A 13,960-nucleotide genomic window follows, 5' to 3' on the forward strand; every position below is an offset into this window, starting at 1 on the left:
GCCCGCGGTCACATGCTCCGCAGGCTCTGTACTGCAAGGGAAACCAAACTGCAACTTGCGAAGAGCCTAGCACGCAGGCTCCCGAATGCAATAGAGGTCAAGATCACGTCACCCGAATGTTTGAACACCTCGTCCGTCGCGGGCGTTCAGTCGAACGTTTGGGCGACCTGGGGGCGGGGGTCGGCCCACCGGGGACGAGGACTAGCCTCACGATGTGGACAATCCTCGCACCCGGCCGCGCGTCGGCCACATCCAGTTCCTGAACTGCCTGCCCCTGTACTGGGGGCTCGCGAGAACGGGCACGCTCCTCGACTTCGAGCTGACGAAGGACACCCCGGAGAAGCTCAGCGAGAAGCTGGTGCAGGGCGACCTCGACATCGGGCCCGTCACCCTCGTCGAGTTCCTCAAGCACGCGGACCAGCTCGTCGCCTTCCCGGACATCGCCGTCGGCTGCGACGGCGACGTCATGTCCTGCGTGATCGCCTCGCAGGTCCCGCTGGACCGGCTGGACGGGGCACGGGTCGCCCTCGGGTCGACCTCCCGCACCTCCGTACGCCTCGCCCAGCTCCTCCTCGCCGAGCGGTACGGCGTCCAGCCCGACTACTACACCTGCCCGCCCGACCTGAGCCTGATGATGCAGGAGGCCGAGGCGGCCGTCCTCATCGGCGACGCCGCCCTGCGCGCCAACATGCTCGACGGCCCCCGCTACGGACTCGACGTGCACGACCTGGGCGCGCTGTGGAAGCAGTGGACGGGCCTGCCGTTCGTCTTCGCGGTGTGGGCGGTGCGCCGCGACTACCTGGAGCGCGAGCCGGTCATCACCCGCAAGGTGCACGAGGCCTTCCTCGCCTCCCGCAACCTCTCCCTGGAGGAGGTCGGCAAGGTCGCCGAGCAGGCGGCCCGCTGGGAGGCCTTCGACGAGGCGACCCTCGCCCAGTACTTCACCACCCTCGACTTCAGCTTCGGCGCCCCGCAGCTGGAGGCGGTCGCCGAGTTCGCCCGCCGGGTCGGACCGACGACCGGGTTCCCGGCCGACGTGAAGGTCGACCTGCTCCGGCCCTGAGGTCACGGGCGGCCCGCCCACCACCCTGCTGGAAGGTTCCGGCGTACGGGAGTGACGGGGGAGGGGCGGGCGCCCTCCGGCACACGGACATCCTCGGCGGCGTCCGCGGCCGGACCGGGCACACGCTCCGCCTCACCCCGGTCGGCGACGACCTGGTCCACGAGTCGGACAGCAAGGACGCGGGACCACCGAAGGCCCGGCTCCCGAAGATCGGGTGAGTGCCTTCCGGCCGCTCCCGGTCGCTGTCCGTCCCCCGGCACTCACTAATGTGTCCGCGTCGGCGAACGACACCAGCCGCATCACATGCCGCACGGGCACCACCACGGGGGAAGGCCACCATGGAGACTCTGCAGCCGGACGACCCACGCGAGTTGGGCGGTTACCGCCTGCTGCGACGACTCGGCGCAGGCGGCATGGGACGCGTGTACCTGGCGCGTTCGTCCGGTGGCCGTACCGTCGCCGTGAAGGTGGTCCGTCAGGACCTCGCGGCGGACGCCGACTTCCGGGCCCGTTTCCGGCACGAGGTGGAGATCGCCAAGGCGGTGTCCGGCCGCTACACCGCGCCGGTCGTGGACGCCGACCCGGAGGCGGCACTGCCGTGGCTCGCGACGTCATACGTGCTCGGCCCCGACCTCACGGACGTGGTCGACGCGCACGGCGCGCTGCCGGAGCGCACCGTCCACGCCCTGGCCGCGGGCCTCGCCGCGGCACTGCAGGAGGTGCACGCGGCGGGCCTGATCCACCGCGACCTCAAGCCGTCCAACGTGCTGCTGGCCGCCGACGGCCCCCGCGTCATCGACTTCGGCATCGCCCGGGCGGTCGACGGGAGCCGCATGACGCAGACCGGAGTCGTGGTCGGATCACCCGGCTACATGTCCCCGGAGCAGGCGCAGGGCAAGGACGTCGGCACGGCGGGCGACGTCTTCTCCCTGGGCGCGGTGCTCGCCTTCGCGGCGACCGGCCGGAGCGCCTTCGGGGACGGGGCCTCCTCGCACGCCGCGCTGCTGTACCAGATCGTGCACGGCGAGCCCGACCTCACCGGCGTACCGCAGTCCCTGCTGGGCCTGGTCCGCGCGTGTCTGATGAAGGACCCCGCCCAGCGCCCCACCCCGGCGCGGATCGTGTCGTCCCTCGCCCCGCAGGGCGTCGACCCCGTCCTGACCGACTGGCTGCCGTCGGCGGTGGCGTCGACGATCGCGACGCACGCGGCGGGGATCCTCGACCTGGACGCCCCGGAACCGGCTCCGGCTCCGGCCGTGGCGTCCTTCGGCCCGGCGCCGACCATGACGGCGGGGCCCGGCGCGAGCAACCCGGCCCAGGCGTACGGCGGTCACCCCGGCGGCGCGCCGACCCCGGGGTACGGAAGCGCGCCGACGCCGGGCTACGGCTCCGCCGCCCACGGAGGAGCCCCAGGCACCCCCCTGCCCGGCACGGTGCGGCTCGGCGGGCCGGACGCCGGCGCCGTCCGGTCCCGTCGCCGCGTGCTCGGCCTGGCGCTGGGCGCCGCCGCCGGTGTCGCCGTGGCGGGCGGCGGAGCCGCCTGGTGGCTCGCACAGGACGGGGACGGCTCCTCTCCCACGACGGGCGGGACGGGCCGGGGCGGCGCGGCCGGCTCCACCGGGGAGCGGTTCACCACGCCGCCGCCCGGTGTGGCACCCCAGCCCCTGTGGCACACGTCGGCGGCGGAGGACAGCACCACCTCCCTCGTACCGCTGCTCACGCACGACGGCCTCCTGCTGATCAGCGGCGACCCGCTCGTGGCGTACGACGTGAAGACGGGGAAGGCCCGCTGGTCGAAGAAGGAGGCGTGCCGCCCGGGGGAGCCCCTCCTCTTCCACGACGGCAAGGTGTTCCTGGCCGACGGCGGCTACGACGGGGTGCTCGTCGCCCTCGACGTGAAGACCGGCGAGGAGGTCTGGCGCAGCAGGCTGGGCAAGTCCCTGACGGTCGAGTCCGCCATCGCCGTCGACGACGAGAACGTCTACGTCACGGCCAAGGACCTCGGCGAGTCCAGGAGCGCCACGGACTACCGGACGGCCGTGGCCGCCGTCAGCCACGCCACCGGCAAGCAGACGTGGCTGCAGCGACGGGACTGGGGCACCGAGGACTACGACGTCCAGGGCAGCGTCTCCGGCAAGCACCTGGTGTACGCCGACTCCAACCTCAACCTCACGGTGCGGGACACCGCCACGGGCGCGCAGCTGTGGACCAGGAAGATCGGTGAGGACTGGACCTGGCGGCCCACGGTCGCGAACGGCCTCGTCTTCCTGCCGGGCGACGAGCTCACGGCCCTCGACGCCGACACGGGCGACACCCGCTGGACCCTGTCCTCCAACGGCCGCCGGGCCTTCCGCAACCCGTCGGTGATCGACGACGTGCTGTACGTCAGCGACCACGACGACGGCGTCTGGGCGGTGGACGTCAGGACCGGGAAGCGGACCTGGCTCTGCGAGGAGCTGGAGACCGACGGCCCGGAGACGTTCCTGCGGGTCGGGTCCTCCCTCTACGGGGCGTGCGGCGCCCTGTCCGGCGGCATCGTCGCGCTGGAGACCGGGACCGGCAAGCTCCGCTGGGCCTACGACGACGACAAGGACAACGGCGAACCGTGGCAGGTGACCATCTCCGGCAACCGCCTGCTGGCCACCCACGGCCCCGAGATCTACGCACTGCCGGCCGTCTGACACCCGACCGGGCCGGTCCGAAGCCGCACCCGCCCTGCCTTGGCCAGCCATGATGCCGATAGGAGGTGAGCTGCCGTGTCGGTGATGAGCGAGCTGATCGAGCGGGGTGCCGTCCCCGAGGGGTACAAGGTCGAGGTGTTCGACGGCAGGGTGATCATGACGCCGCGGAGTCCGGAGCAGGACTGGACGGTTTCCGACGTCAAGGACGCGGTCAAGGCCTCCGGGATCGCACGGGAACGTGTCTTCGGCGACGTACTCATCACGTTCCCCGGGGAGAACGACGCCGCGCCGGATCTGACGATCGTCGACTTCGACGCCGAGCGCCGGAAGAACAGCTACTCGTGCCTCGACGTACTGGCGGTGGTGGAGGTCCCGTCGGAACCGGAGGACGAGAAGGATTACGTTCGGAACGTCCGGAAGTACGGTCGCTCCGGGATCGACTTCTACATGATCGCCGACCCTTTCAGGACGACGGTCACCTTGATGTCGGAGCCGTGTGCCTCGGGATACGGGCGGACCGTCGAGATCCCGTACGGCGAGCGGGTCAGCTTCACGCCGGCCACCGGGGAGCGGGTCGAGATCGATACGGGGACCTTCCCGACGCGTGATGCGGGTGACGCGTGACCTCGGAGGAGACCGAGGGGACTCACGCTTCCGGAAGTGTCACAGTTGCCCCGGCTCGGAAAATCCCCCGGACCCGCACACCGTTCACCGGACGGCCGTACGGAAGGGGAGGGGAACGGGGAGGAAGTCGTGACGCGGTGTGGAGAGCCGTTCGGAGAAGTGCCCGCCGGTGGCCGGAGGCTTCGGGGACCGACGGGTGAGGTGAAGGCGTATGCCTGTTCCGTGACCGGATTTCCACACGGTTGAATTCGGTGACGCTGAGGCAGCTTCCGTGGACTGCGCGCCACTGGTCGGCTGTTGGCGTGCGTGCTTTGATCGGGGCGCACGGCTCGTCGGAGTGAGTCCCGGTTCCGGGCTTCCGGTGAATTCCCCGCCGCTGCGTTCCTCGCTACGAATGGAAGGCCAGCCATGAACTTCGTCCCCCAGGTCGAAACGGCCGAAATCTCCGACGCGGACCTCGACAACGTGTCCGGCGGTCAGTCCGTCTCCGCCGGCATCGACGCCGGTGTGGCCGTCGTCGCGGACCACGGTTCCGTCGGTGTGGGCGTGTACGCCGAGGCGGGCCCCCTCAGCGTCTCCGTCGGCCTCGGCGCCGCGGTGGGCCACGCGGGCGCCGCGCGCACCACGATGCTCTGAGCGTCGCTCCGACGTGAGCCGGGGCCCGGTCCGTTCACGGACCGGGCCCCGGCTCATTCGTCTCCGGTCCCTTCCCCACTGCCTGACCTGAGGGCTTCGATGAAGACGTCGAACGGGGCCGGGCGGGCCAATAGGATCCCCGTAGCCCTCTCCTCGTACGTCTCCAGGACACCTGCCATGCCGCGATGTCGTAGTTCCAGCCCGTCCAGGCCCGTCCGGTTCGGCGGCTCCGAGGTGTCGCCCGCGCGGTGGTGAGATGAGCGAGTACCTGGACCTCTGGCTGATCGTCGCCGCCGCGCTGTGGGGCGCGGTGGCCGGTGCGGTGCTGCCCCGGGCGGCCTACCGGTTCTCCGTCCCGTCGGGGGAGGCGTGGCGGACGGCGTGCCCGGCGGGGCACCCGGTCGGCGGCTGGATCGGGCGGGCCCGGTGCGGGCCGTGCGCGGGACCTCCGTACGGGCCCGGCGCCACCGCCGTCGTCGTCACCGCCCTCGTCTGCGCCGCCCTCGCCGCCGCCACCGGCACCCGGCCCGAACTGGGCGTCTGGCTGCTGCTCGCGCCCGTCGGCGTGCTGCTGGCGGTGGTCGACTTCCGGGTGCAGCGGCTGCCCGACCCGCTCACCCTCCCCTTCGCCGGGGCCGCCCTCGCCCTGCTCGGCCTCGCCGCCCTCACCCCCGAGCACGCGGGGGAGTGGACCGGCGCCCTGCTGGGCGCGCTCGCGCTGGGCGCCGGCTACTTCGTACTGTTCCTCCTCAACCCGGGCGGCATGGGCTTCGGCGACGTCAAGCTCGCCCTCGGCGCGGGCGCCGTCCTCGGCTGGTACGGCTGGCCGACCGTGATGCTCGGCACCCTCGCCGGGTTCGTGTTCGGGGCGCTGTACGGGGGCGCCCTGGTCGTCGCCCGGAGGGCGGGACGCGGGACGGCGATCCCGTTCGGACCGTTCCTGATCAGCGGGGCCTTCGCGGGGCTGCTGATCGGCGCGTACGCGGCCTGACGTCGGCCCCGGAACCCCCCTGGCGTAGGCTGGATCGGTCCGTCCACAACCCTTACGAAAGGGACGCCGGTGACCGAGAAGGCCGACCTTCAGCCCATCCTCGACCGTGCCGCCGCCGGTGGGCGGATCACCCCCGAGGAGGCCCTCGACCTCTACCGCGACGCCCCGCTGCACGCGCTGGGCGCCGCCGCCGACGCCGTGCGCAGGCGCCGGTACGCCGGTACGGAGCACATCGCGACGTACATCATCGAGCGGAACATCAACTACACGAACGTGTGCGTCACGGCGTGCAAGTTCTGCGCCTTCTACGCGGCCCCCAAGGACACCGCGAAGGGCTGGACCCGCGACCTCGACGACATCCTGCGGCGCTGCGCGGAGACCGTCGAGCTCGGCGGTACGCAGATCATGTTCCAGGGCGGTCACCACCCGGACTACGGCGTCGAGTACTACGAGAAGCACTTCGCCGCCATCAAGAAGGAGTTCCCGCAGCTCGTCATCCACAGCCTGGGGGCGAGCGAGGTCGAGCACATGGCGCGGATCTCGGGCGTGAGCGTCGACGAGGCGATCACCCGGATCCACGCGGCCGGGCTCGACTCCTTCGCCGGCGCGGGCGCCGAACTGCTCCCCGCCCGCCCCCGCAAGGCCATCGCGCCGCTCAAGGAGTCCGGCGAGCGCTGGCTGGAGATCATGGAGATCGCGCACAACCTCGGCGTCGAGTCCACGTCCACCATGCTCATGGGGACCGGCGAGACCAACGCCGAGCGGATCGAGCACCTGCGCATGATCCGTGACGTGCAGGACCGCACGGGCGGCTTCCGCGCGTTCATCCCGTACACCTACCAGCCCGAGAACAACCACCTGAAGGGCCGCACCCAGGCGACCCTCTTCGAGTACCTGCGCATGATCGCCATCGCCCGGATCTTCCTGGACAACGTGGCGCACATCCAGGGCTCCTGGCTGACCACCGGCAAGGAGGTCGGCCAGCTCTCCCTGCACTACGGCGCGGACGACCTCGGCTCCATCATGCTGGAGGAGAACGTGGTCTCCTCCGCCGGCGCCAAGCACCGCTCCAACCGGCTGGAGATCATCGACCTGATCCGCAAGGCGGGACGGGTCCCGGCGCAGCGGTCGACGACGTACGAGCACCTCGTCGTCCACGACGACCCGGCGAACGACCCCGTCGACGACCGCGTGGTCTCCCACATCTCCTCCACGGCCATCGAGGGCGGCACGGCCCACCCGGAGCTGAAGCTCCTCGCCTCCAACTGACGTCCCCGTGCTGACCCTTCACACCGCCGACGCCTCACCCGAGACCGCCGTCCTGGTCGACGGCGCGCACATCGCCGCCGTCGGCCCGTACGAGCGGCTGGCCGCCGCTCATCCGGACGCCCGGTTGCGGCGGTGGCCCGGCATCCTGACGCCCGGTCTGCTCAACCCCTACGGTCCGGAACTGCTGGAGCAGGCGTACCACCCCGACCCGCGCGAGGCGGACCGGCTCGGTACCGAGCCGGTGTTCGGGGAGCGGGCGCGGGCCCTCCTGGCCGCCGGACCGTCCGCGCGGGGCGCCAGCGCACGCCGCGGAGTGCAGCGCATGCTGGCGCACGGGACGGTCGCGGTCGCCGGTGAGCTGCGCGGCCGTGAGGCCCTGGACGCGGTGCGCAGGGCCGGGCTCGCCCTGGCGGGGCGTCCGCCCGCACTGCCGGGGCCCCCGGCGCTCTCCCCGGTTCCTCTTGTGTTGCTACCGGGCCTCGCCGCCGGGAAACCCGCGCGGTTCGCGGTGTTCGACGCGCCCGACCGGGACGCCCTCGTGCGGGACGGCGCGTCCACCTGCGTGGCCACCGTCGTGGGTGGCCGCCTGGTGTACCGGCGACGCTGACTTCGTGACGGCGCCGGCGCCCCCGATGGCGCCGACCCTCACCCCGAGAACGCCTCCCCGAACGCCCCCTCCTCCTGCTCCACCCCGCTGCAGTTCGTCAACGCGTCGTCCGCGGCGGCGTCCTCGTCGCACTCCTTGTCCCGGAACGTCGACCACACCGACACCCACGCGATGCCCTTCTCCTCCGCGAAGGCACGGACCTCCGCCGCGTCCGCGAGCGTGAACGTCTCCCCCTCCACGTCGTTGACGCCGAGCATCGAGGTGAGCGCCATGCCCCGCCAGGCGGCGGCCTCCGACAGCCCGAAGACGTCCTGGAGCTGGGCGTTCGCCGCCTCGGCGGAGGTGAGGGCGTACTCGCCCATGTCACCGTCGTAGGACTCGCCGTAGTTCATCGTCATGAGGTTGACGGTGGCGACCTGGACGCCGTGGTCGTTGGCCGACGCCAGCAGGGCCAGGCCGTCCTCGTCGAGCCCCGACGGCATGACCGGGAGCGTGAACGACACCTCCAGGTCGGTGCGTTCCTCCTGGAGCAGCGCGATCGCCTCCGAACGCAGGTCCACGGAGGCGGAGTCGGTGAGTTCGTCGCCCTCGATGTCGAAGTCGGCGCGGGTGGTGCCGGCCGCGTCCAGCGCGGTGCCGTACGCCTCCGCCAGTTCCTCCGCGGTGTCGCAGGTGGCCGCCAGTTCGTCCCCGGAGGCGCCGCCGAAGGAGACCCGGACGTCGGCGCCGGACCCGGTGAGCCCCGCGATCCGGGACGTCACGCTCGCGTCGTCGATGTCCTGGGTGCCGTTCCAGTACGGGGTGCAGCCGCTGCCGGAGGAGATCACGAACGCCAGGTTGTACGTCGTGGGAGAGCCCGCCGAGTCGGTGTCGGAGGCAGCGGCGGCACTGACGTACGGGGCGTACGCGGTGACCTGCGCGGACGACGACGAGGCCGAGGGGGCGGGATCCGTCGGGGCCGCGTCCGTCGTGGTGCCCCCGGCGGAGCAGCCCGCGGTGGCCGCGACCAGGGCCAGGGCCGGGAGGAGGGCGAGCCCGGCAACGGACTTCAGTGGACCGCGCATCGTGCTCGTTCCCTTCGTGAGACATCGGGTGGACGGCCAACGTGGCACACGGGTCTGTGCGCTTCCTGAGGATGTGCGCCCGCTCCCCGGACGATTCTCAGGGGACGGAGAGGTTCGCGGCCTTCCCACGGGAGACTCACAGGGAACGCCGGGTTTTCCCCAGACAACGGCCCCTACCGTCCGGGCCATGCATTCCGATCCCGCCATCGAAAGCCGCGCCGACGTGCGCGGCCGTCGCCGCAAACGCCGCAACGGGCCCGGTGAGGGGCCCGTCTTCGTCGACTCCTCCGGACGCCGGGCCAGGCTGCTGCGCCGGATCGGCCTGCTCCTGGGAACCGTCTGCGCCGGGTACGCGGTCGTGCTGGGGATGGCCTTCATGGGCATCGGCACCTCGGTCACACCGGCCTCGCTGCTGCCGTTCGGGGGCGGGCAGGGGGAGGCAGGACCCGGTGGCGGCGCGGGACCGCGCGGCGGGGTGGCCCCGACCGGGACACCGCCGTCCCCGCCGGCCGGCACCCCGAGCGCCACCGCCGTACCCACCCCCGCGGTGACCTCATGACCGCCGCGCCCCCCGCGCGCGGCCGGCGCCGCGCCCCCACCCGCATCGAGCGCGCCGCAGGGCGGGCCGCCGTGCTGCACCGGCCGCGGGTCCTCCTCGCGCTGCTGCTCCTGCTCGCCCTGACCTGCGTGATGCTGCTCGACGGCTATCTGCGCGCCGAGGTCGGCGACGACCAGCGGGTCCGCACCGGGGCCTCGTCCTCCGAGGTGCCCGACGAGGTCCTCGACGGCGGCCCGATCCTCACCTTCCCCGGCGGACAGGCCGAGACCGTCTCCGTGCCGGACAAGACGATCGTGCTCACCTTCGACGACGGACCGGACCCCACCTGGACGCCGAAGGTCATGGAGGTCCTGGAGGAGTACGACGTACCCGGCACGTTCTTCGTGGTCGGTTCGATGGTGTCGAGATACCCCGACATCGTGGAGGACCTGGTCGAGCAGGGCCACGAGATCGGTGTCCACACCTTCACGCACGTCGACCTGTCGTACCAGAGCGCCTCCCGCGTCACCCGCGAGATGGAGCAGACCCAGCTCGCGCTCGCGGGCGCGGCCGGGATCACCACCACGCTGTTCCGGGCGCCGTACTCCTCCAAGCCGAACGCCATCGACAACTACAGCTGGCAGGTCTACCAGCAGCTCGGCGAGGACGGGTACACCAGCGTCTTCATCGACACCGACAGCGAGGACTGGAAGGAACCGGGCGTCGCGAAGATCGTCGAGGGGGCCACCCCGGAGGACGGGGAGGGCGCCTCGGTGCTCTTCCACGACTCCGGCGGCGACCGCACGCAGACCGTCGAGGCGCTGGCGGACTACATCGAGAACATGCAGGCGGAGGGCTACACCTTCACCACCGTCAGCGGCGCCATGACCGAGCAGCAGCAACAGCAGCAGCCCGCCGGCGGATCCGGAACGGACGGCCCCGGTGCCGCCGCCGGTGCCCCGTCCGGCACCGGTGACCCGCTCCAGGCCTCCCACCGCACCGCCACCGGTGCGACCCTCTACGAGGGCAAGGCGCTCGTCGCGGCCGTCACCGTCGCCGAGTGGACGGTGCCCGCGCTCTCGGCCGGCCTGGTGATCGTGGGCGTGGCCGTCATGGGACGGTTCGGGCTGATGCTCGTCCTCGCCCGGCGCCACCACCGGCAGCGCAACAGACGCCGCTTCAGCTGGGGGCCGCCCGTCACCCGGCCGGTCAGCGTGATCGTCCCGGCGTACAACGAGAAGGAGTGCATCGAGAACACCCTGCGGTCGCTGGCCGGGAGCACCCATCCGATCGAGATCGTCGTCGTCGACGACGGCTCCACGGACGGCACGGCGGAGCTCGCCGAGGGGCTGGGCCTGCCCAACGTCCGGGTGATCCGGCAGGAGAACGCGGGCAAGCCGGCCGCCCTGAACAACGGCATCCGCAACGCCCGGCACGACATCGTCGTGATGATGGACGGCGACACCGTCTTCGAACCGGACACCGTGGGCCGCCTGGTGCAGCCCTTCGCCGACCCGTCGGTGGGCGCCGTCGCGGGCAACGCCAAGGTCGGCAACCGCTCCACGCTCATCGGCGCCTGGCAGCACATCGAGTACGTGATGGGCTTCAACCTCGACCGGCGCATGTACGACCTGCTGCGCTGCATGCCGACCATCCCCGGCGCGATCGGCGCGTTCCGCCGCGAGGCCGTGCTCGAGGCGGGCGGGATGAGCGAGGACACCCTCGCCGAGGACACCGACATCACCATCGCGCTGCACCGCGCGGGATGGCGGGTCGTCTACGAGGAGCACGCCCGCGCGTGGACCGAGGCCCCCCGGTCGCTGCGGCAGCTGTGGTCGCAGCGCTACCGCTGGTCGTACGGCACCATGCAGGCGCTGTGGAAGCACCGCAAGTCCCTCACCGACAAGGGGCCTTCGGGACGGTTCGGGCGGGTCGGCATGCCGCTGGTGGTGCTCTTCCAGGTCGTCACGCCGGTGTTCGCGCCGCTCATCGACGTGTTCACCGTGTACTCGATGCTCTTCGTCGACTTCGGGGCCGCCCTGCTGGCCTGGTGCGCCGTCCTGGGCGTGCAGCTGGTGTGCGCCGCGTACGCCTTCCGGCTCGACCGGGAGAAGTACCGGTACCTGCTGATGATGCCGCTGCAGCAGCTCGCGTACCGGCAGATGATGTACCTCGTCCTCATCCACTCCTGTGTCACCGCCCTGACCGGCGGCCGGCTGCGCTGGCAGAAGCTGAAGCGGACGGGTGAGGTCGGGATGCCGGCGGGGACGGGCGGCTGATGGGGGCGCACCGCAAGGGGGCCGTGCGTCAGCAGGACGCGGCCCCGGCCGGCCGCGACGGGTACTTCGACCTCCTGCGCGCGGTGGCCCTCGTCCGGGTCGTGGCGTACCACACCTTCGGCTGGGCCTGGGCGGGGATGGTCTTCCCGTCGATGGGGGTGATGTTCGGGCTGGCCGGCACCCTGATGGCCAGGTCGCTGCGGCGCCCCGCGCTCACGGTGATCCGGAGCCGGGTCCGCCGCCTGCTGCCGCCGTTCTGGTTCTGGGGCTTCTTCGTGGTCACCGCGATGCTGGTGCACGGCTGGATGCCGGGGTGGCGGATCGTGTACTGGATCGTGCCGCTCGGCGACCCGCCGGGCAGCGCCTGGGCCGAGCAGGCCTGGGAGATCGTCTGGTACCTGCGGACGTACCTGTGGTTCGTGCTGCTCTCCCCGCTGCTGCTGCGGGTGCTGCGGCTGTCCCCGGTCGTGGTGCTGGTGCTGTCGCTCGTCCCGGTCGTCGTCCTCACGTACGTGTGGCAGCCGCCGGAGGGCCGGTTCGGCAGCGCCCTCACCGACCTCGTGACGTTCCTGTTCTGCTGGCTCCTCGGTTTCGCCCACCACGAAGGGGTGCTCGCGCGGCTGCGCCCCCTCGCCGTCACCGCGGCGTCGCTCGCCGCGCTCGCCTACGGCGGCTGGTACGCCCTCGCCCACCAGGCGGAGTACGGCGGCACCTACGACCTGGACGACGACCCGCTCGCGCAGGCCTTCTGGTCGGCCGGGTTCGTGACGCTGCTGATGTACGCCAAGGAGTACGCGGGCCTCGTGGGGCCGTCCCGTTCCCGGCTGGTCGCCGTGTTCAACGCGCGCGCCGTGACGATCTACCTCTGGCACGAACTGGCGCTGATCCTGGCCGTGCCGCTGATCGACCGGTTCTGGGAGGTGCCCGCGTTCGAGACGTACCTGCCGCTGGAGAGCCAGTGGTTCCTGTTCGGCGTCGGCTGGGTCCTGACCGGCGGCTTCGTCCTCGCGTGCGGCTGGGTCGAGGACGTCGCCGCCCGCCGGAAGCCGACGCTCCTGCCCGGTGGGCGGGCTGCAAGAATGGGCGCGTGACCCGCGCATCCCTGGACAAGCAGCCGCACGAAGTCGCCTCGATGTTCGACGACGTCGCGGAACGATACGACCTGACGAACGACGTGCTGTCCCTCGGCCAGGACCGGCGATGGCGCAAGGAGGTCGCGAAGGCCGTCGACGCCCGGCCCGCGCAGAAGATCCTGGACCTGGCGGCCGGCACGGGCACCTCGTCGATGCCCTTCGCCCGCGCCGGCGCCTACGTCGTGCCCTGCGACTTCTCCCAGGGCATGCTCCGGGTCGGCAAGCGGAACAACGCCTGGCTGCCGTACACGGCGGGCGACGCGACCCGGCTGCCCTTCAAGGACGACGTCTTCGACGCCGTCACCATCTCCTTCGGGCTGCGCAACGTGCAGGACACGGACGCGGCGCTGCGCGAGATGCACCGGGTGACCCGGCCCGGCGGACGGATCGTCATCTGCGAGTTCTCGCACCCGACGTGGGCGCCGTTCCGCACCGTCTACACCGAGTACCTGATGCGCGCGCTGCCGCCGGTCGCCCGGTCGGTGTCGTCCAACCCGGACGCGTACGTCTATCTCGCCGAGTCCATCCGCGACTGGCCCGACCAGCCCGCGCTGGCCGGGCGGCTGCAGGGCGCCGGCTGGTCGAAGGTGGCGTGGCGCGACCTCACGGGCGGCGTGGTGGCGCTGCACCGGGGGTTCAAGGAGAGCTGAGCAGCACCGCGTGGTGCGGGGCGGGCTCCTCCAGTTCCCGCTGGAGCCCGCCCGTCGGCGGCACCGGACCGCGCGGCTCGCGCACCCCTCCGCCGCCCTCGCCCTCACCGAAGTCGAACCACACGTGGACCACGGAGTGCCGCGGCACCTCCGTGCCGGGCTGCGGGTACTGGCGTACGACGTAGTCGACGACGGCGCGCTGGAAGTCCGGCCGGTCCGGGGCGTCGACGGACAGGCCCCGTGCCCGGGCCGACTCGCGCGCGTCCACGGCCATCAGTCCGACCAGGCGCGGCACGCGCACGTCGGGTGTCGGTGTCCTGGGTGTCATGCGCACGGACGTCACCCCCAAGCGGTACCGGCAGAGTAGACCCGGTGCCGGGTCCACCGGAAGCTTTACGTGGCTTTCCGTGACAATTGACTACTCT

The 13,960-nt window shown here is 72.0% G+C and carries 13 protein-coding genes; 11 read left to right on the forward strand and 2 right to left on the reverse strand.

The window, feature by feature from the left end:
* Positions 1–214 precede the first annotated feature (214 nt).
* The 7 genes from ACH5AO_RS24550 to ACH5AO_RS24580 all read left to right on the forward strand — a co-directional run bounded on the left by ACH5AO_RS24550 (position 215) and on the right by ACH5AO_RS24580 (position 7,871).
* Positions 215–1,063 carry a menaquinone biosynthetic enzyme MqnA/MqnD family protein gene (locus tag ACH5AO_RS24550; RefSeq protein WP_398928048.1) on the forward strand — a complete coding sequence of 283 codons (849 nt, stop codon included), beginning with the start codon at positions 215–217 and terminating at the stop codon, positions 1,061–1,063.
* 338 nt (positions 1,064–1,401) lie between these two features.
* On the forward strand, positions 1,402–3,744 hold the full coding sequence (locus tag ACH5AO_RS24555) for a serine/threonine-protein kinase (RefSeq protein ID WP_398928050.1): 2,343 nt from the start codon (positions 1,402–1,404) through the stop codon (positions 3,742–3,744).
* 84 nt (positions 3,745–3,828) lie between these two features.
* On the forward strand, positions 3,829–4,368 hold the full coding sequence (locus ACH5AO_RS24560; RefSeq protein WP_398928052.1) for a Uma2 family endonuclease: 540 nt from the start codon (positions 3,829–3,831) through the stop codon (positions 4,366–4,368).
* 408 nt (positions 4,369–4,776) lie between these two features.
* On the forward strand, positions 4,777–5,004 hold the full coding sequence (locus ACH5AO_RS24565) for a hypothetical protein (protein ID WP_398928054.1): 228 nt from the start codon (positions 4,777–4,779) through the stop codon (positions 5,002–5,004).
* Between the two features lie 256 nt (positions 5,005–5,260).
* The gene (locus tag ACH5AO_RS24570; RefSeq protein ID WP_398928056.1) at positions 5,261–5,995 is read left to right on the forward strand and encodes a prepilin peptidase; all 735 of its coding nucleotides are present in this window, start codon (positions 5,261–5,263) and stop codon (positions 5,993–5,995) included.
* Between the two features lie 69 nt (positions 5,996–6,064).
* Entirely contained in the window at positions 6,065–7,264 is a 1,200-nt protein-coding gene (mqnC, locus tag ACH5AO_RS24575) for a cyclic dehypoxanthinyl futalosine synthase (RefSeq protein ID WP_398928058.1), read from the forward strand.
* 7 nt (positions 7,265–7,271) lie between these two features.
* Positions 7,272–7,871: an imidazolonepropionase-like domain-containing protein gene (locus ACH5AO_RS24580; RefSeq protein ID WP_398928060.1), complete on the forward strand. Its 600-nt coding sequence runs from the start codon at positions 7,272–7,274 to the stop codon at positions 7,869–7,871.
* A gap of 38 nt (positions 7,872–7,909) precedes the next feature.
* On the opposite strand, the gene ACH5AO_RS24585 is transcribed toward ACH5AO_RS24580, so the two are convergent.
* Entirely contained in the window at positions 7,910–8,935 is a 1,026-nt protein-coding gene (locus ACH5AO_RS24585; RefSeq protein WP_398928061.1) for a chitinase, read from the reverse strand.
* 187 nt (positions 8,936–9,122) lie between these two features.
* Between ACH5AO_RS24585 and ACH5AO_RS24590 the strand changes: the two genes are divergently transcribed.
* The 4 genes from ACH5AO_RS24590 to ACH5AO_RS24605 are packed head-to-tail and all read left to right on the forward strand — an operon-like array spanning position 9,123 to position 13,535.
* Positions 9,123–9,494, forward strand: a complete 372-nt coding sequence (locus ACH5AO_RS24590; RefSeq protein ID WP_398928063.1) for a hypothetical protein — start codon at positions 9,123–9,125, stop codon at positions 9,492–9,494.
* Complete coding sequence (locus ACH5AO_RS24595; protein ID WP_398928065.1) at positions 9,491–11,752, forward strand: bifunctional polysaccharide deacetylase/glycosyltransferase family 2 protein; 2,262 nt, start codon at positions 9,491–9,493, stop codon at positions 11,750–11,752. The genes ACH5AO_RS24590 and ACH5AO_RS24595 overlap by 4 nt, the downstream gene beginning before the upstream one ends.
* Positions 11,752–12,843: an acyltransferase gene (locus ACH5AO_RS24600; RefSeq protein ID WP_398928067.1), complete on the forward strand. Its 1,092-nt coding sequence runs from the start codon at positions 11,752–11,754 to the stop codon at positions 12,841–12,843. The genes ACH5AO_RS24595 and ACH5AO_RS24600 overlap by 1 nt, the downstream gene beginning before the upstream one ends.
* Positions 12,840–13,535: a demethylmenaquinone methyltransferase gene (locus ACH5AO_RS24605; protein ID WP_073932859.1), complete on the forward strand. Its 696-nt coding sequence runs from the start codon at positions 12,840–12,842 to the stop codon at positions 13,533–13,535. The genes ACH5AO_RS24600 and ACH5AO_RS24605 overlap by 4 nt, the downstream gene beginning before the upstream one ends.
* Here ACH5AO_RS24605 and ACH5AO_RS24610 read toward each other — a convergent pair.
* Positions 13,522–13,863 (reverse strand): PASTA domain-containing protein, encoded by a 342-nt coding sequence (locus tag ACH5AO_RS24610; protein ID WP_398928069.1) that lies wholly within the window; start codon positions 13,861–13,863, stop codon positions 13,522–13,524. The two genes, ACH5AO_RS24605 and ACH5AO_RS24610, sit on opposite strands and share 14 nt — an antisense overlap.
* Positions 13,864–13,960 lie beyond the last annotated feature (97 nt).

Origin of the sequence: Streptomyces sp. NPDC018964, assembly GCF_044390325.1 — a bacterium.
In the GTDB taxonomy this organism is placed as follows: domain Bacteria; phylum Actinomycetota; class Actinomycetes; order Streptomycetales; family Streptomycetaceae; genus Streptomyces.